This is a genomic window from Rhizobium sp. Root482, from assembly GCF_001426565.1.
GTDB lineage: Bacteria > Pseudomonadota > Alphaproteobacteria > Rhizobiales > Rhizobiaceae > Pararhizobium.
Genome location: NZ_LMFA01000023.1, coordinates 171,112 through 190,486, shown reverse-complemented (window position 1 = coordinate 190,486; position 19,375 = coordinate 171,112). Strand labels below are relative to the sequence as shown.

19 protein-coding genes and 1 pseudogene are annotated in these 19,375 nt (G+C 61.8%); 4 read left to right on the top strand and 16 right to left on the bottom strand.

All coding sequences use genetic code 11. The features are described 5' to 3' along the window. Positions 1–25 precede the first annotated feature (25 nt). Positions 26–928: a LysR family transcriptional regulator gene (locus ASD31_RS19510; protein WP_056337794.1), complete on the bottom strand. Its 903-nt coding sequence runs from the start codon at positions 926–928 to the stop codon at positions 26–28. A 94-nt stretch (positions 929–1,022) separates the two neighbouring features. On the opposite strand from ASD31_RS19510, the gene ASD31_RS25605 reads away from it, so the two are divergent. The 3 genes from ASD31_RS25605 to ASD31_RS19495 all read left to right on the top strand — a co-directional run bounded on the left by ASD31_RS25605 (position 1,023) and on the right by ASD31_RS19495 (position 2,753). Continuing rightward, positions 1,023–1,397 (top strand): Atu4866 domain-containing protein, encoded by a 375-nt coding sequence (locus ASD31_RS25605; protein WP_082520636.1) that lies wholly within the window; start codon positions 1,023–1,025, stop codon positions 1,395–1,397. An 82-nt stretch (positions 1,398–1,479) separates the two neighbouring features. Next, a complete protein-coding gene (locus ASD31_RS19500; protein WP_056337791.1) occupies positions 1,480–2,214 on the top strand; it encodes an SDR family oxidoreductase in 735 nt (244 codons plus the stop codon). Positions 2,215–2,363: 149 nt separating this feature from the next. Further along, entirely contained in the window at positions 2,364–2,753 is a 390-nt protein-coding gene (locus tag ASD31_RS19495) for a RidA family protein (RefSeq protein ID WP_056337788.1), read from the top strand. Positions 2,754–2,800: 47 nt separating this feature from the next. On the opposite strand, the pseudogene ASD31_RS26070 reads toward ASD31_RS19495, so the two are convergent. The 14 genes and pseudogenes from ASD31_RS26070 to ASD31_RS19430 form a co-directional block, all read right to left on the bottom strand. After that, positions 2,801–2,911, bottom strand: a pseudogene (locus ASD31_RS26070) (LysR family transcriptional regulator); the annotation flags it as partial. A gap of 102 nt (positions 2,912–3,013) precedes the next feature. After that, positions 3,014–4,576, bottom strand: coding sequence for a glutamine-hydrolyzing GMP synthase (gene guaA / locus ASD31_RS19490; protein WP_056337787.1), 1,563 nt, complete (start codon positions 4,574–4,576; stop codon positions 3,014–3,016). Between the two features lie 104 nt (positions 4,577–4,680). Further along, positions 4,681–5,319 carry a 5'-methylthioadenosine/S-adenosylhomocysteine nucleosidase gene (locus ASD31_RS19485; RefSeq protein WP_056337784.1) on the bottom strand — a complete coding sequence of 213 codons (639 nt, stop codon included), beginning with the start codon at positions 5,317–5,319 and terminating at the stop codon, positions 4,681–4,683. Continuing rightward, the gene (locus ASD31_RS19480; RefSeq protein ID WP_056337781.1) at positions 5,316–5,768 is read right to left on the bottom strand and encodes a PaaI family thioesterase; all 453 of its coding nucleotides are present in this window, start codon (positions 5,766–5,768) and stop codon (positions 5,316–5,318) included. The genes ASD31_RS19485 and ASD31_RS19480 overlap by 4 nt, the downstream gene beginning before the upstream one ends. An 83-nt stretch (positions 5,769–5,851) precedes the next feature. Next, complete coding sequence (locus tag ASD31_RS19475) at positions 5,852–6,304, bottom strand: TspO/MBR family protein (RefSeq protein ID WP_056337778.1); 453 nt, start codon at positions 6,302–6,304, stop codon at positions 5,852–5,854. Positions 6,305–6,370: 66 nt separating this feature from the next. Continuing rightward, entirely contained in the window at positions 6,371–7,462 is a 1,092-nt protein-coding gene (locus ASD31_RS19470) for a DUF1513 domain-containing protein (protein ID WP_056337775.1), read from the bottom strand. 8 nt (positions 7,463–7,470) lie between these two features. Next, positions 7,471–8,601, bottom strand: a complete 1,131-nt coding sequence (locus tag ASD31_RS19465) for an imelysin family protein (protein ID WP_056337772.1) — start codon at positions 8,599–8,601, stop codon at positions 7,471–7,473. Next, positions 8,601–10,109, bottom strand: coding sequence for a di-heme oxidoredictase family protein (locus tag ASD31_RS19460; RefSeq protein WP_156392728.1), 1,509 nt, complete (start codon positions 10,107–10,109; stop codon positions 8,601–8,603). Before ASD31_RS19460 ends, ASD31_RS19465 begins: the two co-directional genes overlap by 1 nt. A gap of 268 nt (positions 10,110–10,377) precedes the next feature. After that, on the bottom strand, positions 10,378–11,658 hold the full coding sequence (locus ASD31_RS19455; RefSeq protein WP_056337766.1) for an imelysin family protein: 1,281 nt from the start codon (positions 11,656–11,658) through the stop codon (positions 10,378–10,380). 199 nt (positions 11,659–11,857) lie between these two features. Further along, positions 11,858–13,147, bottom strand: coding sequence for an RsmB/NOP family class I SAM-dependent RNA methyltransferase (locus tag ASD31_RS19450; RefSeq protein WP_056337763.1), 1,290 nt, complete (start codon positions 13,145–13,147; stop codon positions 11,858–11,860). Positions 13,148–13,336: 189 nt separating this feature from the next. Next, positions 13,337–13,678 (bottom strand): septal ring lytic transglycosylase RlpA family protein, encoded by a 342-nt coding sequence (locus tag ASD31_RS19445; protein ID WP_056337760.1) that lies wholly within the window; start codon positions 13,676–13,678, stop codon positions 13,337–13,339. A gap of 491 nt (positions 13,679–14,169) precedes the next feature. Then, complete coding sequence (locus ASD31_RS19440) at positions 14,170–15,042, bottom strand: SDR family oxidoreductase (protein WP_056337757.1); 873 nt, start codon at positions 15,040–15,042, stop codon at positions 14,170–14,172. After that, positions 15,042–16,217 (bottom strand): tRNA epoxyqueuosine(34) reductase QueG, encoded by a 1,176-nt coding sequence (queG, locus tag ASD31_RS19435; protein ID WP_056338250.1) that lies wholly within the window; start codon positions 16,215–16,217, stop codon positions 15,042–15,044. Before queG ends, ASD31_RS19440 begins: the two co-directional genes overlap by 1 nt. Before the next feature lie 10 nt (positions 16,218–16,227). Beyond that, positions 16,228–16,920: a glutathione S-transferase family protein gene (locus ASD31_RS19430; RefSeq protein WP_056337754.1), complete on the bottom strand. Its 693-nt coding sequence runs from the start codon at positions 16,918–16,920 to the stop codon at positions 16,228–16,230. Between the two features lie 171 nt (positions 16,921–17,091). Between ASD31_RS19430 and ASD31_RS19425 the strand changes: the two genes are divergently transcribed. Then, positions 17,092–17,898 (top strand): undecaprenyl-diphosphate phosphatase, encoded by an 807-nt coding sequence (locus tag ASD31_RS19425; RefSeq protein ID WP_056337751.1) that lies wholly within the window; start codon positions 17,092–17,094, stop codon positions 17,896–17,898. A gap of 494 nt (positions 17,899–18,392) precedes the next feature. Here the strand turns inward: ASD31_RS19425 and ASD31_RS19420 are convergent, their stop codons facing one another. Then, positions 18,393–19,373 carry a complex I NDUFA9 subunit family protein gene (locus ASD31_RS19420; protein ID WP_056337747.1) on the bottom strand — a complete coding sequence of 327 codons (981 nt, stop codon included), beginning with the start codon at positions 19,371–19,373 and terminating at the stop codon, positions 18,393–18,395. Between the last annotated feature and the right edge of the window lie 2 nt (positions 19,374–19,375).

The window sequence follows — 19,375 nt, the reverse complement described above, 5'->3', positions numbered from 1 at the left end:
AGCGTCTTCGGCAGCCCGCCTCCGCCTACGCCTCGTTCTTCCGGAAAGCCCTGATATGGTCGATCAGGGCGCGCAGCTTCAGCGGCTGTCGGTGTCGCCTCGGATAATAGAGATAGAAGCCTGCAAAAGAGGGGCAATAATCTTCCAGTAGCGGCATAAGCTCACCCCGCTCGATATGGGGTTGGAAGGTTTCGGCCATGCCGAATGTGATGCCGGCGCCGACACAGGCCATGCGGATCATCATGCCCATGTCGTTGGTGGTGACGGCGGGATCGACGGCAACATCGAAATCGCGGTCGTTTTCCGTGAACTCCCAGCGATAGGGCGCAGTGTCCGGTCTTGGCCGCCAGCCGATACAGGCGTGCTCGACCAGGTCGCGCGGATGGCGTGGCGCGCCATGGCGCGCGAGATAAAGCGGCGAGGCGACCGCGCACTGCCGCTGCCTTGGCGAGACGGGCACCGCGATCATATCCTCCTCGATGATCTCGCCCAGCCTGACACCGGCATCGAACCCCTTCTCGACAATATCGAATTCGTCATCGGTGATCGTGATATCCAGTTTCACCCGCGGGCAGGCCGCGAGAAAGCCGGCAAGCAGCGGGCCCGATATGAAGCTTTCGGCGATCGAGGAGGCGGCAATCCTCAACAGTCCGGCCGGATAGGCCTGCACATCCCGGACCGCCTCGACGGCGTCGAGGATATTCTTCGCCGATGGTCGCACAGATGTATAAAACTGTTCTCCCGCTTCCGTGAGACGAACGCTGCGTGTCGTCCGCTGCACGAGAGCAACGCCGATCCGATCCTCCAGCCGCTGCAGGGCCTGGCTGACGGCCGAGCGGGTAACGCCGAGGCGCTCGCCGGCGACACGAAAATTCCGCGCCTCGGCGATCGCCAGAAATATCGAAATGCCCTCGAAGTCATCGCTCATTGGTTAGAATTCCTAACCAAGGCATGCGCGATTGGCAACTCGATCGCAAAGATGGGAGGACCTATTTTCGAACTCCCGACCAGAGGAGAAAAACATGAAGCAAGATGCACGCCCCTCCGGCGCCATGGCCGCGATGACCTTTTCTGCCCTGGCTCTTGCAGCGGCCTCGGGCCTTGCAGCGCCGGCATGGGCGGAAACGAATGAGACAGACCAGGCAAAGGAGACAAAAATGATACGGCACCCTTATGTCGGCATGTGGACGACCGATGACGGCCATGTCCGGCACGAACTTCTTCCCGACGGCCGCTACGACGAGGCACGCGGCAACCGGCAGAGCGCCTATCAGGGGCGTTACGAGGTGGACGGCACCCATATCGAATACTGGGACGATACCGGGTTTACCGCCGACGGCGATTTCGTGGACGAGGATACCCTCCACCATGGCGGCATGATCCTGCGTCGCCAGTGAGTCCGTTGGCTCAACGAAGAAGGCGTGCTCGCAACCCAGGCGAGGCACGCGCAGGACAGACAATTATTCAAGGAGTACGAAAATGCCCAAGATCGAAGGAAAAGTGATCGCCATCACCGGAGCAAGCAGCGGTATCGGCGAAGCCGCCGCGCGCCTCTTTGCAGCCGCCGGCGCCCATGTCGTCATCGGAGCGCGGCGCACCGACCGCCTCGAGACGCTGGCAGGAGAGATCGAAGCCGGCGGCGGCTCGGTTCGACTGCGACGCCTCGATGTGACGGATCGTGGCGATGTCGAGGCCTTCGCCCATCACGCAGTGGCGGAATTCGGCCGCCTCGATGCCATCGTCAACAATGCCGGCGTCATGCCGCTTTCACCGCTGGCGGCGCTGAAGACCGAGGAATGGGATCGCATGATCGATGTGAACATCAAGGGGGTGCTTTACGGAATTGCCGCGGCACTGCCGATCATGAAGGCACAGGACTGCGGCCATATCATCAATATCGCTTCGATCGGCGGGCACAGCGTTTCCCCGACGGCCGCCGTCTATTGCGCGACGAAATTCGCCGTTCGGGCCATATCCGAAGGGCTGAGGCAGGAGGAGGATCGCATTCGCGTCACCATCATTTCACCGGGTGTCACCACGTCGGAGCTTGCCGAAACCATCAGCGACGAGGCAAGTCGTGAAGCCATGCGCAGCTGGCGCGCGGTGGCGATCAGCCCGGATGCGGTGGCCGATGCGATGTTCTATGCCCTCAGCCAACCGGCGGATGTCGATGTCAGCGAGATCATCATCAGGCCGACCGCGAGCGCCCACTGACGGGGAAACGTGGCATCTGCACATTGACATACGGCACGTATATTCCTATCTGCCATACGTGACGTATGTCAAAGGGTGCGACGTCTTGCGAGCCTGGATGGCCGGGACCCGCTCCCTATGCAACAGCAAAGATGCAGAGGAATTTTAAAATGGCGCAGCGCGAAGCGATCTTTCCTGCCAACAGGCATGCACTCTACGAGGCGCACGGCTATTCAGCCGCGATCCGCTCCGGCGAGCTTCTCTTTGTCTCCGGTCAGGTCGGCAGCCGTCCAGATGGAACGCCCGAACCTGATTTCGAACGCCAGGTCCGGTTGGCCTTCGACAACCTGCGGGCAACGCTGGAAGCAGGCGGCTGCTCCTTCGACGATATCGTCGATGTGACCACATTCCACACGGATCCTGAAAAACAGTTCGAAACCATCATGGCCGTCAAGAACCAGATATTCAGCGCGCCGCCCTACCCCAACTGGACGGCGATCGGCGTAAACTGGCTTGCGGGTTTCGATTTTGAAATCAAGGTCATTGCCCGCATTCCCTAAAGGCATGCGCGCCTTGCGTTTTCGTTAATCCTCGGCTTCCGACCGGATCAGTCGCCCGATACAGACAGCCCTGCGAGAAGCGGAGCGTAGGCGGCGAGCCTGCGGGATACGAACTCCGTGAAGAGCCGCACGCGCTTCGTCTTGCGTTGTCTCCCCCTGAATGAGAGACCGCCGACAGAGCGGCAGATCTGAGGTCGCCTAGAATCTATCGACTGCTATCGAATGTCCCTGCTATCCGACACTCTCCGCAATACGCCTGATTATTCCCACTCGATCGTGCCGGGCGGCTTGCTCGTCACGTCGTAGACCACCCGGTTAATGCCGCGCACTTCGTTGATGATGCGGGTGGCGGCGCGGCCGAGGAAGTCCATGTCGTAGTGGTAGAAATCCGCCGTCATGCCATCGACCGAGGTGACGGCGCGGAGCGCGCAGACGAATTCATAGGTGCGGCCGTCGCCCATGACGCCGACGGTCTGTACCGGCAGCAGTACTGCGAAGGCCTGCCAAATGGCGTCGTAAAGCCCGGCCTTGCGGATTTCGTCGAGATAAACGGCGTCGGCTTCACGCAGGATTTCGAGCTTTTCGCGGGTGATGCCGCCCGGGCAGCGGATGGCAAGCCCCGGACCCGGGAAGGGATGGCGGCCGATGAACGAATCCGGCAGGCCGAGCTCCTTGCCGAGCACGCGCACCTCGTCCTTGAACAGTTCGCGCAGCGGCTCCACCAGGGCCATATTCATGCGAGCCGGCAGACCGCCGACATTGTGGTGCGACTTGATGGTGACAGAGGGGCCGCCGGTGAAGGAGACGCTTTCGATGACATCCGGATAGAGCGTACCCTGGGCGAGGAAATCGGCGCCGCCGAGCTTCTTGGCTTCCGCCTCGAAGACGTCGATGAACAGCCGGCCGATCGTCTTGCGCTTGGTTTCCGGATCGCTCTCGCCTTCCAGCGCATTAATGAACATATCGGAAGCATCGACGTGAACGAGATGCAGGTTGTAGTGCTCCTTGAACATGGCGACGACGTCCGCCGCCTCGTTCTTGCGCATCAGGCCGTGATCGACGAGGATGCAGGTCAGCTGGTCGCCGACCGCCTCATGGATCAGAAGGGCGGCAACGGAGGAATCGACGCCGCCGGAGAGGCCGCAGATGACGCGCTTGTCGCCGACTTGGGCGCGGATGTTGGCGATGGCCTTGTCGCGATAGGCGGCCATCGACCAGTCGCCCTTCAGGCCGGCGATCTTGTGGACGAAATTGGCAAGCAGCTTGGCACCATCGGGCGTGTGCACGACCTCCGGATGGAATTGCACGGCATAGAATTTCTTCTCTTCATTGGCGATGAAGGCGAAAGGCGCATTCGGAGAGGTTGCAACGACCTGGAAGCCTTCCGGAATGGCCGTGACGCGGTCGCCGTGGCTCATCCAGACCTGATGGCGCGAGCCCACGGCCCAGATGCCGTCATAGAGCGCGCATTCCCTGTCGATCTCGATGAAGGCGCGGCCGAATTCGCGGTGATGGCCGGCCTCGACCTTGCCGCCGAGCTGTTCGCACATGGTCTGCTGGCCGTAGCAGATGCCCAGAACCGGCAGGCCGCTGTCGAACACGATCTGCGGCGCGCGCGGCGAGCCGATCTCCAGCGTCGAGGCGGGGCTGCCCGATAGGATGATCGCCTTCGGCTTCAGCCGCTTGAAACCCTCGTCCGCCGATTGGAAGGGCACGATCTCGCAATAGACGCCGGTCTCGCGCACGCGCCGAGCGATCAACTGGGTGACCTGGCTGCCGAAATCGATGATGAGAACGGTATCGGGATGGACTGTCTCGGTCATGAAACGCTTCCGCTGGCTTTGAATATGTGGGGAACTAGGCGAGGCTTTAAATAAAGGCGCCCCCAAGCGCAATGAATTACATTGCACCCCGACAATTTTGAGCCCTAAAGGGCGATTTCGCCGGTTTCGAGGGCTTTTTCCAGCGTGTCGATGGCCGCGGCCAGCCTCACGTCGATCACGTGCAGATATTCCGTCCAGTCGCCGACATGTTTCAGTTCGGCCTTGCCGTCGGAAATGCCGCGCAGGCCGATCAGGGGAACATGAAAAGCCTGGCAGGCGCGCAGGATCGCAAAGGTTTCCATTTCCACCATATCGGCGGCGATCGTTTCATAGGCCGCGCCGGATATTATGTTGGCACCGGTCGAGAGGTTCGCCTCTTTCACGCCGGGAATGCGCAGTGGCAAATCGACGACAACCGGCAGATCGAGAAACGGGGTCGCGCCCTTTTCGAAACCGAGCGGCGAGGCGTCCATGTCGCGATAGGCGACCGAGACTGCCTGGTAGACCTCGGCCTGCTCGAGCCTTGCGGACCCGGCGGAGCCGAGCGAAACGACGAGATCGGGCAGGCCAGCGCCGCCTTCGAGGCCGGCCAGCGCGCGGGTGAGTGCCACCGCCGCCTCGACCGGGCCGACGCCGGTCATCAGCGGAGTGATGCGCTGGCGCAGATGCGGGCCATATTCGGCATCGACGGCCATGACGTAGAGCAGCGTCCTGCCGCCCACCTGTTTCAGCGTGAAATTCATCCCTCGATCCCCTCTCGACCGCGAACCACCATCATGGTTCCCGTCATCGAGGCGACCAGCTTAGCCGGGCCGTCCGGCGAAATCGCATAGGCCCGGCCATCCGAAACGATGATCGTCGTGCCGGGCTTGGTCACCTCCCCGCGAAACAGGAAGCGCTCGCCGCGACCCGGCGACAGGAGATTGACCTTGAACTCGATGGTGAGGATCGAAGCGTCCGGGTCGATCACCGAATAGGCGGCATAGGTTCCGGCCGCATCGAGTGCCGCCGAGATGATGCCGGCATGCAGAAAGCCGTGCTGCTGCGTCAGCCTTGCATCGAAGGCAAGCTCGATCTCCACCGTGCCCTGTTCGACCAGGGTCAGCTCGGCGCCGATCGTCGCCATGGTGGCCTGCCTGCCGAAACTCTTGCGGATGCGGTCGCGGAAATCCGCCGGATGCCAGTCTTCCATCAGCCTGAACGATTGCCCCTCATGGTCACGGCGCCCTGCGCGCGGCGGAGAAAGATTGCATGGGGTGGAAAGCAGGACAAGCCTCAATTCATGAGGAAAATCGATGCGTTGAGCAAGGTCGCGAAGGTCACCCAGGCGAGATAGGGCGTAAACAGGAGCGCCGAAAGCCTATCCCGGTTCCAACTGGTAGCGATGAAACCAACAATGGAGACCAGAAGAGCGATGATGACGATCAATGCCATCGCGATTTCATGCACTCCGAAAAACAGCGGCGACCAGGCAAAATTGAACATCATCTGCGCGATCCAGAACCGCATGGACGCGGAATGGCGGTGATTGAGGAAGGTGCGGGCGCCGACAAAGCCGATAATGACATAGAGGATCGACCAGACCGGCGCGAAAATCCAGTTCGGCGGATTGAACGAGGCCTTGACCAGCGACTGATACCATTCGCCGGGAATATTGTTGATGCCGATGAACAGGCCGCAGCCGAGAACGGCGACAATGAAGAGGATATGGACGAGAATACGGTTCATGCGGCCAGAGATAGGACCCGCGGGCACGATCGCCAGAGGCAGGTTGCAAATTTGACGGCGAGCGGATCAGAGCGCGCCAAGCCGGACGATATGCTGGTCCCAGGCCACATCGCTTTGCGTGCCTCCGAGCGCGCCCTCATAGGAGGATGCAATGAAGCCATGCTCCGCAGGCGCGATACCGGCTGCGTCGACCAGCCTCTCCTGCCCGCGCACTAACCCCGTCTTCGCATCTACCGTCACCATGGTTCCGCCCTTGGGCGAGGTCAGGCCGACAAGGCCTTCGCGGCGATTGACGGCGATGGCGCCGACATAATTGGCAAGCGCCTGCGTGGCCCTTTCCGGCAATTCGAGAAAGCGGATGTCCTCGCCCAGCGAAAACGAGCCGGCAAGCGGCGGCAGGTCGTTGCGCGGGCCCTCATACTGGCAGGCGAACCAGACCCTGCCATCGGCACCGATATCGACATGGCGGGTCGAGAGCCGGCGAAGGTTGTCGGGCATCGCGTGACGCTCGATCAGCCCGCCTGTCGCCGTATCCACCAGAGCCAGCGAGGGCGCCATATGATCGAGATTGAGCTTGGTGCGGCCGAAATCCGGATGGGTCTCGATGCCGCCATTGGCGACAACCAGCATCGTACCATCGGCCGACAGGGTCATGTCATGCGGGCCGATGCCATGGGAGGGAAATTCGCCGATCCGGGCGAAGCGATCGGTTCCGTCATAGACGCCGATCACGCCGCGATTGCCGGAAAAATCGTTCTCGGTGGCATAGAGCAGGCGCCCATCCGCCGAAAAGCAGCCATGGCCGTAGAAATGCCGGTTCTCTCCGGCGGTGATGACCACCGGCTGTGCGCTCCCATCAGGCGCGAAGATCATTGCATAGGTGCCGGGCCGGCGCGCAAAGGCAACAGCGCGGCCGGTTGCCGGCGAATAGGTCATGCCGTGCGCCCGGGCCGGCAGCGGCATCTGCTCGATGATCGCGCCCTCCTCGGTCAACACCGCCACGCCATAGGCGCCACTGGGCGACATGAACGCCGAGGCATAGACCGCATCGGTACGCGACAGGGCAAAGGCCGCCTGCGGCGCAAGGCTCGCCGCCCAGGCGGCGCCAGCCATTTTCAGGAAGACGCGCCTGTCTATCGGATCCGTGCCGTTTTTCATCTCGAGCTTCAATCACCATCCGCAAAGGAGAAGCCGGTGCCGAGGCCGATGGCGGCAGCGAAATCCAGGTTCAATCTCTGCAGGACATCATTGGTGTTCTGCAGAATGCGGTTGAGCCTGCCGCGCTGCTCCTCGTCGGTGATCGCCTCGTCGATCGGCAGGTCGATCTGATCGGCATCGTCGACGATCGCCTGCAGCACGTAGTTGACGGCGCCTGCGACCGGGCGGTCCTTCTCGGGAAACAGGGCCTGCATGTCGGCAGCGTTGAACAGGGTCTGAAGCGCCATGAAATTCGCCGACAAGGCCGGCATCGTATTGCCGGAGCGCCAATAGATCGCCAGCTTCGGATGGCCCTTGTCCGGCACCCCCTTGATAATGCCGGCATAGAAAGGCCGCAGACGCTGGTCCCTGATGCTTTCGACGCCATGAACGAGAATGCCGAGCAGTTCGGTCACCGCCTCCTTGCCATTCCGGAACACCGGGTTGTCAGGGCCGGGCTGTTTCCAGGCAGCCTGGATACCGTCGGGCTTTTCCCATTCTGCATGAAGCTCGGCGGCGACGGAGTTCAGATTGTCGGCGATCGCAGCACCATAGCGGCACCGAAAGCCGTTCGGGTCCGAGGTGAGATCTTCCGCACCCGTCCCGTAGAGCACATATTCCAGCGCGCCGAGACCCTGGACCGCGACGCTCTTGCCCTCAAGCGTTTCCGCCGACAGGGCGGTTTGATCCTGCGTCGCCAGGATGCGCTGGACCTGCTTCAAGCCGGTGCTCTTGCGGTCAGGAAAAAACAGGAAACGCTCGAAACGATTGTTCTCGATCGCCGGTCCGACACGGACGATCTCGATCGTCGACCATTGCTGGACGAGTTCGTCGAAGGTCATCTGCACGTCGCCCAATGTTTCCTCGGACGGTTTTTCGCACAGCATATGCGCGGCCTCGGCAACGGCTTCCGTTCCCTCCAGAAGGTCGCGGTAACCGGGACGGATGAAATCGTCGACGGCCTTCTGCATGACGGCTGGGACGGCCTCCAGCTTGAGCCCTCCGGCCGGCGACGCGCCGTCTTCCGGCTCCTGCGCGGCGGCGGCAAGCGGCGACAGGGCGAGAAGGAGGCTTAGAAGCAGGAGGGGCCGATAATGCATCAAAGGGACTCCAGGAATGTGATCAGGGCCTGCCGCTCGGCTTTTTCAAGGGCGGCGAAACGATCCCGCGCGCCTGCCGCCTCGCCGCCATGCCAGAGAATGGCTTCCGTCAGGTTGCGGGCGCGACCGTCATGCAGGAAGAAGGTGTGGCCGCTCACCGTCTCAGTCAGACCGATACCCCAAAGCGGCGGCGTGCGCCATTCCCTGCCGGAGGCTACGCCCACCTGCTGTCCATCGGCCAGCCCCTCGCCCATGTCGTGCAGGAGAAAATCGGAATAGGGCCAGATCAACTGGAAGGCATGGGCCTTGTTGCCGGCATCGCGACGGGTGACGAATTTCGGCACATGGCAGGAAATGCAGCCGGCTTCATAAAATATCTTCTTGCCGGCCAACGTTTCCTCTAAGCTCGCCCTGCGCCGCGCCGGCACCGCGAGATTTTGCGAATAGAAGCCGATGAGATCGAGAACCGGATCGGGCGCTTCCGTGTCACCCAACCGCGGCTGGACGCCATCGGCCAGTGCCATGCAGGCGGTTTGCGCCTCCGTGCAATCGCCATGGCTGCGCGGCGCGCCCGGAGAGGAGATGCCGATATCGGTGGCAAGGGCTTCGGCGCTTTGCTGGCGCACGGACGCGCTCTGGGCCTTCCAGCCGAAGCGACCGAGCGTGAGTTCGCCGGTTGTGGGATCGCGCACCAGCGCCGGCCTGCCGCTGATGCCGTCGCCGTCGCTGTCGTCTTCGTCGGCATGGCCGAGAATATCGGCGGGGTGGATCGCCTCGACCAATCCAAGCCCGGTCATCGCCTGGGTTACGCGCGGCGACAGGGTTGTGGTGGCATCAAGGGCGCCGTAGCCGGGCTGCTCGACCGAATAATGCGGCTTGCGCAGAAAGGCCGTTTCGCCGCCACTCAATGTCACGCTTGTCTCGGTATAGCTGATCTTCATCCGGCCCTCGGCGACAAGGCCGGGAACGGCGCTGTCCTGCAACTGGGCGCCATAGACGGGATCGGGAAAATTCAGGACGGTGTGGGCTGCGATCGTCTGGCGCTCGGCCTCGGTTTTCGGGGCGCGGGCAAGCCTGAGGAACATCGATGTCGCGTCCGCCGCACCTTCCGGCGGGCGCCCGCGCCCGTCCTTCAGATGGCAGGACTGGCAAGCGCGCGCATTATAGAGCGGGCCCAGGCCATCGGATGCCTGGGTCGAGGAGGGCGAGGATACCCAGAGCTTGCGAAACAGCGCATTGCCGAGCTTGAAGCTTTCTTCCTCGGCAAAGGTGATATTGGCCGAAAACTGCGAGAAACTGTCCTGATTGACGGAGGCGATGGAGGTGCCGGCGCCGCCGGACATGGCTTCGAATTTTTCGGCCTTGGAAAAATCCGCGGTGGGCCGGGTGACCCGTTCGACGCGGGCCTGGTCGGCTTCGGAAAGATCGTCGCGGCTTGGAGCGACATGCATTTCCACCGCATCGCTTTCTGCTGCCGAGGCTTTACCCCCCTCTGCCCTGTCGGGCATCCCCCCCTCAAGGGGGGAGATCGATGTGGCGACCTCTCGCCCTGCGGAAATCACGGCTGGCTCGGAGCCAATCTCCTCCCTTGAGAGGGAGATGTCTTGCAGTGACAGAGGGGGGTGACCCGCCTCGACCACGGCATTCCCGCCAAAAACCGAAAAGCCGCCGCCCGCGCAAGCGAGTGCGAGGGCAAGCGGCAGAACAAGGCGCTGTGGGCGCAGAATACGCATTCTGAAACCGGGCCGCGCGCCAGGCGGCGGCCCGCCTTTTTTCTTATTCGAAGACGGCGTTAGGATTATCCAGGCTGTCGGAACCTTCAAGCTCGATCGTGCCCAATTCGAGAGCCGCGATCACCCGCTCGACGGCTTTCGCCTGCGCAACGAGGCCGTCGATGGCGGCCTGGACAGTGGCATTGCCCTCGGCGTTGCCCTCGCCGATCATCTGGTCATAGGCCTCGACCGTTTCGGCGCGCTTGGCCATGGCTTCCATGGCGGCGACGGTGGTGGCGAGCTTGTCCTTCATTTCCTTGTCGAGCGCCGGATCCTTGGCGGCGACGAGTTCGGAAAGCGAAGGACCGGACAGCTTGGTGCCGTCAACCTTGGTATAGTCACCGGTATAGGCAGACTGGATACCGATCGCGTCATGCAGATGCGAGTTGTGGGTGTTGTCGGAGAAGCAGTCATGCTCTTCTTCCGGGTCATGCAGAAGCAGGCCGAGCTTCATGCGCTCGCCGGCCAGCTCGCCATAGGAAAGCGAACCCATGCCGGTGAGAATGGCGGAAATGCCAGCCTTCGCATCACCCTCGACAGCCTTGGCGGCAGCACCTTCCGGTGCCCATTTCTCGGCCATATCCTTGAGATCGGCAACCAGCAGATCGCTTGCGGCCTTCAGATAGGCGGCGCGGCGGTCGCAATTGCCGTTGGTGCAGTTCTTCGTGTCGAAATCGGTTGCCGGGCGGTTGCCGGCGCCCTTGCCGGTGCCGTTCAGGTCCTGGCCCCAGAGCAGGAATTCGATGGCGTGGTAGCCGGTGGCGACATTCGCCTCGATACCGCCTGCCTCCTGCAGGGTGCCGGACAGGAATTCCGGAGTGATATTGGTGGCATCGACGTCCTTGCCGTCGATCTTCACCGCCTTGTTGGCGACGACATTTGCGGTGAACAGCGCATTCGAGTCGCTTTCCACGCCATAGCTCGGATCGACATAATCGATCAGGCCCTCGTCGAGCGGCCAGGCGTTGACCTTGCCTTCCCATTCATCGACGATCGGATTGCCGAAGCGATAAACTTCGGTTTCCTGATAGGGATTACGCGCCGCAAGCCAAGCTTCGCGCGCTGCCTTCAGTGTCGCATCGCTCGGCGTCGTGATCAGCGCATCGATGGCTGTGTCGAGCGCCTGGGCGGTCGAAAGCGCGTCGGAATATTTGGCATGGGCCACGTCTGCATAATGCTTGACGACGGCGGCAGCGTCGGCCGCCGCATGGGCCGGCTGCAAGGCCAGCATCGACGTTGCAGCGACAAGCGCCAGCACGGATTTGCGAAGAAATGATGTGGTCATGGCCTCTCCTGGTCCTTTTTTTCCGAAACGAGTTCGGTGTTCCCGCCGCCTTCATGGCGGTCGCGCAATGCGCAACCGCAAACAAGGTCTTGGCTATTCAGCCGGGTTTTCATGAACCAAAACTAAACTTGTGTCAAAGTGTATAGTTTAAGAGGCCCCATTGGGACGGGTGCGGCACGACCGCTGCCGCGCAAGCCGATCAGGCCTTGCGGCCCATCAGGCAAAAGAAGAAGCCGTCCGTGTCGGTGGAGGCAGGCGTCAGGGTGACGGTCTTCATGTCGGCCGACCAGGGCTGCTTCTTGTCCGTGCCGAACAGATCGGCCCAGGCATCGGCGCCGGAGAGGATTTCGAATTCCGGATTGTCCTCGCAGAATGCATAGACCTGTCCCTCGTTTTCTTCCGGCAACACCGAACAGGTGACATAGATCAGATGACCGCCGGGGCGTACGAAGGTGGCAGCGCCTGCCAGCGCCTCCTGCTGTTGGGCAAGGCGCTCTTCAAGGTTCTTCTGGGTGAGCCGCCATTTCGTATCCGGGCGACGGCGCCAGGTGCCGGTGCCGGTACAGGGCGCATCCACCAGCACCCGGTCGAACTTTCCGGCAAAAGGCACCAGGCTTTCCAGCCGGTCATGAACCTGGACATTGCGGGTACCGGCGCGCTTCAGCCGCTCGATGATCGGCGCAAGGCGCCTGCGGTCGGCATCATAGGCATGCACCTGCCCCTTGTTGTGCATGGCCGCCGCCATGGCCAGCGTCTTGCCGCCGCCGCCGGCGCAATAGTCGAGAACCTGGTCGGTTTCCTGGGGCATGACGAGATCCGCGACGATCTGGGAGCCTTCATCCTGCACCTCGAACCAGCCCTTTTGAAACGACAGTTCGGCGGTGACATTGGGCAGCCGCGACGGACCTTCGCCGGCCTCCACGCGCATGCCATGCCGGGCGATGGCGGTCGGTGCGACGCCGCTGCGCTCCAGCGCCTTCAGAACCTTTTCGCGGGATGCCTTCAGCGTGTTGACGCGCAGGTCGAGCGCCGGGCGTCCGGCCAGCGCCTTCGCCTCGGCAAGCCAGTCTTCCGCAAAATTCTCCTCGAAGGAAGTCTGTACCCATTCGGGGATATCGCCCTGGACATGGAGCGGCGCGTCATCGAGGCTGCGGCTGGAAAAGGCGGCGACCATTTCGTCGGTCAGGGGTTCGGGCGCGAACTTGTCGCCCTCCAGTTCGCCGGCCAATTGATCGCGGGAAAGGCCCCATTGGCGAAACAGCACCGCATGGGCGAGCGCCGTCGCCTTGTCGCTGTCCATCAGCCAGGCATGCGAGAGTTTCATGCGCAGGGCATCATAGACGATGTTGCCGATGGCGGCGCGATCGCCGGAACCGGCAAAACGATGGGCAAGGCCCCAGTCCTTGAGGGCATCGGCTACCGGACGCTTGCGCGTCTCGATATCGGCAAGGACCTCAATGGCTCCAGCGAGCCTGCCACCCAGTCGCATCTTTCAAACTCCATTTTCCGCCGTGGTAGCGAGGATGGCGCGGAAGAGCAAGACGGAATGGCCGCGATCAGCAATTCGGAGCAGGCCGGACCGACGCAGCTTGGACCGAAGCAGATCGCGGTCGGGATGGAACAGCGCCTTCCCGACGGATCAGCCCGGCCGGAACCAAATCCGGGTGGGCGCGTTCAATCAACCGACGACGCGGTAACAGATGCTGGCCGTTCCCGAGCGGATCATGCCGATATGGGATGCGGCGGCCTTGGAGAGATCGATAACGCGGCCGCGAATGAAGGGGCCACGGTCATTGATACGCACGACGACGGTCTTGCCGTTGCGCTTGTTGGTGACGGCAACCTTGGTGCCGAATTTCAGGCTGCGATGGGCGGCCGTCAGGTATTTGGCATTCATCCGTTCACCGGACGCGGTGCGCGAAGTGAGCGCATACCAGGACGCGCCACCACAGTTTGAACCGGCGGCGTGGCTTGGCGTGACAGATGTGATGTTTGCCCCCAAGGCAAAGAGTGCTGCCATTGCAGCAGACGCGAATTTCGTCTTGAGCAAAGATGCCCCCTTCGTTTGAAAAATTCAGTGAAGTCTTGCGAAGAATGGCCTTGTCAGCGCCAAAAATGGCGAAAACGTGCTTCAACCCTTAAACTCTTATTAGGAAATATTGACGATCTACGAAAAATTAAAATTACGAAATTTTGAATCTCTGTAAGATTCCGTATTAACACCTTTGGAATCAAGGCCTCATCTGAAAAGGACAAACCCGCAGGGACCTTAGCAGGCATTCCCGCTCGGAAATGATTCAATTTTTTGAAATTGGCGGTAATTCCGCCTCTTGCGGCACAATAAAAACCTTATTCCCTTATAGGTTGTGGAAATTTGGCAAAATAGAGAGTGCTAAACTATCATCGGGAACGCTTATAAATCGATTTGTGCAGCCTACACTTCAGGGCCGGCAACAATCCACATATGCCACTAACATGATAGACTATCCGCAGACATCTTTACTGCATAGATCAGCCGCGCCAATTTCCGCTATTCCACAAATCCGCTAGCGAAATCCGATAGTCGGGAAAGCGGAAAGCAAAGCCCAGGTTCCTCAAGCGCGCATTGGAAACACGCTTGTTCTCGCCATAGAAGGACCGGGCCATCGGCGTGAGTTCGGCGGTCTCGAACGGCGTCTCGGGCGGCGGGGCAATCGCCATGAGCCGTGCGGCCTCGGCCACCACATCCTGCGGCGGTGCCGGTTCGTGATCGGTCACGTTGAAGACGCCGCCGATCGAACGGCCGGACAGGAAAATGGCGGCACCGGCGATATCCTCGACGCGAATGCGGTTAAAGACCTGATTGGGCTTGACGAGCCGGCGGGCCGTGCCGGCCGCAAGATTGCAGAAGGCATTGCGGCCAGGCCCGTAGATGCCGGAGAGACGCAGCACCGCGACAGGGATACCGGCCTCCCGCCCGTAGGCGAGCCAGGCGCGCTCGGCCGCCACACGCTCCACCGAACGCTCGGAAACCGGCTCCAGCGAGGCTTCCTCATCCACCCACTCGCCACCGCGGTCGCCATAGACGCCGATGGTCGAAAGATAGCCTACCCATTGGAGATTGGGCATCAGCCCGGCAAGCGAGGGCGCTTGACCGCGCATCATCGGATCGCCATCGCGGCCCGGCGCGATCGACTGGATCAGATGGGTCGTTTTCCTCATCACCGCCGCAAGCTCGGGCGATATGGTGACGCCGTCATAGACGAAGGCATCAATTCCCAATTCGACAAGGGCCGCGCATTTGTCGGCCGAGCGGGTGGTGCCGGTCACGGATTGCGCCAGCGGCAGAAATTCCCTGGCGATCGCCTTGCCGGAGAAGCCGGCGCCCAGGATCAGAACATGCATCAGACAACTCCTATCGGGTTCCGTTCGGCCAGTTTCCACTCGGCCAGCACATCAGGATCGGCCTCGCCCTGCCCCGTCGCCTTAAAGTCGGAGAATTCGTCCGGGGCCAGCAGCCGAGACAGCGCCCAGACAGCCATTGCCCGCACCGTCGCGGATGCATCCCGCGCCAGCGTGCGGCACAGGTCCAAGAGCGCGCGGTCGCCGGAATTGCCGGCGGCGATCAGGCAGTTGCGGATAAAGCGGTCGCGGCCGATGCGCTTGACCGGCGAGCCGGAGAAGAAGGAGCGGAATTCTGCGTCGTCCAGCGTCAGCAGAAAGGAGAGCGGCGGCGCCTTGAGGTCTTCGCGCGCCTGCAGCTTCATCTGCGAGGCGGTTGCCGCGAATTTGTTCCAGGGACAGGCGGAAAGGCAATCGTCACAGCCATAGATGCGGTTGCCGATAAGAGGTCGCAGGGCCGGGTCGATCGCCCCCTTGTGCTCGATCGTCAGATAGGAAATGCAGCGGCGCGCATCGATCCGGTAGGGCGCCGGGAAGGCACTGGTGGGACAGGCATCGAGACAGGCGCGGCACGAGCCGCAACGATCCTGTTCCGGCTCGTCGATCAGGAGATCGGCTGTGGTGAACAGGCTGCCGAGAAACAACCATGACCCGAAATCCCGGCTGACGAGATTGGTGTGCTTGCCCTGCCAGCCAAGGCCCGCCTGCTCGGCCAGCGGCTTTTCCATCACCGGCGCGGTGTCCACGAAGACCTTGACGTCCTCGCCGGCGCGGGCGGCAAAGCGCGTCGCCACTTCCTTCAGCTTGCCCTTGACGAGATCGTGGTAGTCGCGGTTGCGCGCATAAACGGAAATGGCGCCGCGATCCGGCTTGGCGAGAACGGCGCGCGGGTCCTCGTCGGGCCCGTAGTTCATGCCGAACAGCACGATCGAGCGCACCTCGCTCCACAGGACGCGCGGATCGGCTCTGCGTTCGGCGGTTTCCGCCATCCATTCCATCGTGCCGTGAAATCCCTGGCCGAGAAAATCGGCAAGGCGCTCCGGTGCCTTGGGAATGGCACCGGGAAGAGTCACCCGGCAGACGTCGAAGCCCTTGTCCCGCGCTTCGTCCTTCAGGAAACCGGTAAGGGTGCGGCGCCGCTTTTCGTGCTTCTCCTGATGGAGCGCATCGCCGGGCATGGTCGCCTTCTCAAAAATCGAGGTCGGCATAATGGGAGACGGGCGTGACGCCACGCACCCGTTCAGCAAGCAGCGGGCGGAAGGACGGTCGGGATTTCAGCCGCTGGTACCAATCCTTGACGGCCGGCGCTTCCGACCAGTCGATCTCACCGAGATAATCCAGCACCGAAACGGCGGCGGCGGCGGCAAGATCGGCATAGGACAGGCGGTCGCCGGCCAGATAGGTGCGCGAGCCGGCAAGCCAAGCCAGATATTTCAGATGCTGGCGAATATTGGAGCGGGATGTGCGCAACATCTTCGAATCCGGCGCACCGCCGCCCTGGTCCGGCGTCATCTGCAATTTGAAAATCCGTTCGCGCACCAAGGGCCGGGTCACATCGGCCTCCATCTTCTGCAGGAACCATTCGGCCAGCCGGCGGATTTCGGCGCGCTGGAACGGGTCTTCCGCCAGAAGCCTGCGATCGCGCTTCAGCACGCCATTGGTCTCGTCGAGATATTCGGAGATCACCGTTGCTCCGCAAAGGGCGCGCATGCTGTCATCGACATAGACCGGCAGCGTGCCGGCCGGATTAAGCGACAGGAAGTCGCGCCGTTTTTCCCAGGGCTGCTCTTCCGCCAGTTCCGTCTGATAGCCGTATTCCGACAGGATCAGCCGGACGAAACGGGACGCGGTGGACATGGGGTGGTGATAAAGTGTCGGCATGGGATATCGGGCTTCGTCAGTTCGTTCGGGAGGGAATGGATTGTCACGGCGGTACGGCTGGCCACGGCGCGTTCGAAAAAGCTATAGAAACTTGCTGGCGCAAACACAAGCGAATCAGCCAAGCCGTCAGTGGTTCACCCTAATCTCCAATGCTTCAGGGATGCTTAATTCATGGCCGACCAGTCGATCATCAGCGCACTCATTCTCGGCCTTATCGAGGGCCTGACCGAATTCATCCCCGTATCATCGACGGCGCATGTGCTGCTGGCGGGGCATTTCCTCGGCTTCAAATCACCCGGCAATACATTTGCGGTGCTGATCCAGCTCGGCGCGATTCTCGCCATCCTGCTCGTCTATTTCCAGCGGCTGCTCGCCATCGCCATGGCCCTGCCATCCAGCGAAAAGGCGCGGCGTTTCGTCCTCTCGATCATTCTCGCCTTCCTGCCTGCTGCCGTGATCGGCGCCGTCGCGCATGGCTTCATCAAGAGCGTCCTGTTCGAAACGCCAATGCTGATCTGCATCGTGCTGATCGTCGGCGGCATCATTCTCTATGCAATCGACCGGCTGCCGCTAAAGCCGATATATCGCGACGTCATGGATTATCCACCGTCGCTCGCGCTTAAAATCGGCCTCTGCCAATGCCTGGCGATGATTCCCGGCACATCGCGTTCCGGTGCAACCATTGCCGGTGCCTTGCTAATGGGTACCGACAAGCGTTCGGCGGCGGAATTTTCCTTCTTCCTGGCCATGCCGACCATGCTCGGCGCCTTCACGCTCGATCTCTACAAGAACCGCGATGCGCTGGATTTCAACGATGTCTCGCTGATCGCCTTCGGCTTCATCGCGGCCTTCCTCGCCGCCCTCGTCGTCGTGCGTTCGCTGTTGAACTTCGTTTCCAATCGGGGCTTTGCGCCCTTTGCCATCTGGCGCATCATCGTCGGCTGCGCGGGCCTGATCGGCCTCTGGCTCGTCGGCTGAAAAAAAACCGCATGCATCCTGTTTCAAGGCTGCATGCGGTTCCTGGCCCCCGCCATAAACTTGTCCGCTCTCGCGAAAAATCCTAATTGACGGCAATCGCCCCGATCGACGCCGTGGTGCAAGGATCGACCCCATAGGCCGGGCTGCAATCGCCATGATGGCCCGCAACGGTCTTCGGTGCAGCGAAGGAGCCAGCCAGGACGATAAGTGCCGCGCACGCAAAGAAAATTGCGATCGACTTGCCCATGAAATTTATGCCTCTCGAGATGATATGACGGCGCCGGTCTTTCCCCAAACCGGAGGATGCGGCGCGGCTGCTGTCTATGCGCTGGACCCGCCGTAATCAATATCGGGACATGTTGAATCGACGGTAAAGATCAATCACTTTTTCAGGTGCGGCAGAACTGCAACGTTTTGATCGGCGGCAGACAAAAAGAAACCGCCGGCACTTGCCGACGGTCTCTCTATAAACAGGTTTCATCCTTGCCTGAATGTCAGGCAGCGCTGCCGGAACCGGTGTATTGGCCCTGCGGACGGTAGCGCACCATGTAGGTGGGCAGCACCGCTTCGACCGACACCGGATCCACGCCGAAGGCCTGCAGCGTGCGCCCCTCGGCCTGTGCCTCGGCGGAGACGATATTGTCGTTTTTCAGGAGCGTCACCTGATCCGCCGTCAGCGGCGGCGCCACGAAGGGTATCATCGAGGCGACGGAGCCGACCATCGAGGCGATACCGAACGGCAAGGGCAGGAGCAGCCGCTTGCGGTTGATGGTCCGCAGCATGGTTTCGAGGCACTGCTTGAAGGTGAGGACCTCCGGGCCGCCGATTTCATAGATGCGGCCGCGCGCGACCTTGCCCTCAACCGACAGCGCGATCGCCTCGGCGAGATCGGCGACATAGACCGGCTGGAACGCCATATTGCCGCCGCCCACAAGCGGCAGGACCGGCGAGAAACGGGCCATTTCGGCGAATTTGTTGAAGAAGCCGTCGTCCGGCCCGAAGACGATCGACGGCCGCAGGATGACGGCATCCGGAACGATCTGCAGGATCGCGCGCTCTGCCCGCCCCTTGCTGCTGGCATAACTGGAGGCGCCATCGGCATCGGCGCCGATCGCCGAAACATGAGTGAGGGTTGCGCCGACATTGCGGGCCGCCTCGGCGACCGCGCGGGCGCCGAAATCCTGGACGGCATCAAAGCTGTTACGACCGCTCTCGAACAGGATGCCGACGCAATTGACGACGTGATCGGCACCGGCAACGGCCGCATCGACCGATGAACGATAGCGCAGGTTCGCCTGGACGAAGGAGATCTGCCCGACATTACCGAGCGGCTGCAGGAAGCCGGCGAGATCCGGCCTGCGGACAGCGACGCGGATGCGGAAACCACGCTTGGCCAGCGCCCGCACCACGTGACGGCCGACAAATCCGGAGCCGCCGAACACGGTGACGAGCGGCGGAAGATTGGACAAGGTCATGG

What these genes read in the sequence shown, in the direction of transcription:
- ASD31_RS19510 (WP_056337794.1), bottom strand. Translation starts at nt 928, where the DNA reads ATGAGCGATGACTTCGAGGGCATTTCGATATTTCTGGCGATCGCCGAG.
- ASD31_RS25605 (WP_082520636.1), top strand. Translation starts at nt 1,023, where the DNA reads ATGAAGCAAGATGCACGCCCCTCCGGCGCCATGGCCGCGATGACCTTT.
- ASD31_RS19500 (WP_056337791.1), top strand. Translation starts at nt 1,480, where the DNA reads ATGCCCAAGATCGAAGGAAAAGTGATCGCCATCACCGGAGCAAGCAGC.
- ASD31_RS19495 (WP_056337788.1), top strand. Translation starts at nt 2,364, where the DNA reads ATGGCGCAGCGCGAAGCGATCTTTCCTGCCAACAGGCATGCACTCTAC.
- guaA (WP_056337787.1), bottom strand. Translation starts at nt 4,576, where the DNA reads ATGACCGAGACAGTCCATCCCGATACCGTTCTCATCATCGATTTCGGC.
- ASD31_RS19485 (WP_056337784.1), bottom strand. Translation starts at nt 5,319, where the DNA reads ATGAATTTCACGCTGAAACAGGTGGGCGGCAGGACGCTGCTCTACGTC.
- ASD31_RS19480 (WP_056337781.1), bottom strand. Translation starts at nt 5,768, where the DNA reads ATGGAAGACTGGCATCCGGCGGATTTCCGCGACCGCATCCGCAAGAGT.
- ASD31_RS19475 (WP_056337778.1), bottom strand. Translation starts at nt 6,304, where the DNA reads ATGAACCGTATTCTCGTCCATATCCTCTTCATTGTCGCCGTTCTCGGC.
- ASD31_RS19470 (WP_056337775.1), bottom strand. Translation starts at nt 7,462, where the DNA reads ATGAAAAACGGCACGGATCCGATAGACAGGCGCGTCTTCCTGAAAATG.
- ASD31_RS19465 (WP_056337772.1), bottom strand. Translation starts at nt 8,601, where the DNA reads ATGCATTATCGGCCCCTCCTGCTTCTAAGCCTCCTTCTCGCCCTGTCG.
- ASD31_RS19460 (WP_156392728.1), bottom strand. Translation starts at nt 10,109, where the DNA reads ATGCCCGACAGGGCAGAGGGGGGTAAAGCCTCGGCAGCAGAAAGCGAT.
- ASD31_RS19455 (WP_056337766.1), bottom strand. Translation starts at nt 11,658, where the DNA reads ATGACCACATCATTTCTTCGCAAATCCGTGCTGGCGCTTGTCGCTGCA.
- ASD31_RS19450 (WP_056337763.1), bottom strand. Translation starts at nt 13,147, where the DNA reads ATGCGACTGGGTGGCAGGCTCGCTGGAGCCATTGAGGTCCTTGCCGAT.
- ASD31_RS19445 (WP_056337760.1), bottom strand. Translation starts at nt 13,678, where the DNA reads ATGGCAGCACTCTTTGCCTTGGGGGCAAACATCACATCTGTCACGCCA.
- ASD31_RS19440 (WP_056337757.1), bottom strand. Translation starts at nt 15,042, where the DNA reads ATGCATGTTCTGATCCTGGGCGCCGGCTTCTCCGGCAAGGCGATCGCC.
- queG (WP_056338250.1), bottom strand. Translation starts at nt 16,217, where the DNA reads ATGCCCGGCGATGCGCTCCATCAGGAGAAGCACGAAAAGCGGCGCCGC.
- ASD31_RS19430 (WP_056337754.1), bottom strand. Translation starts at nt 16,920, where the DNA reads ATGCCGACACTTTATCACCACCCCATGTCCACCGCGTCCCGTTTCGTC.
- ASD31_RS19425 (WP_056337751.1), top strand. Translation starts at nt 17,092, where the DNA reads ATGGCCGACCAGTCGATCATCAGCGCACTCATTCTCGGCCTTATCGAG.
- ASD31_RS19420 (WP_056337747.1), bottom strand. Translation starts at nt 19,373, where the DNA reads ATGACCTTGTCCAATCTTCCGCCGCTCGTCACCGTGTTCGGCGGCTCC.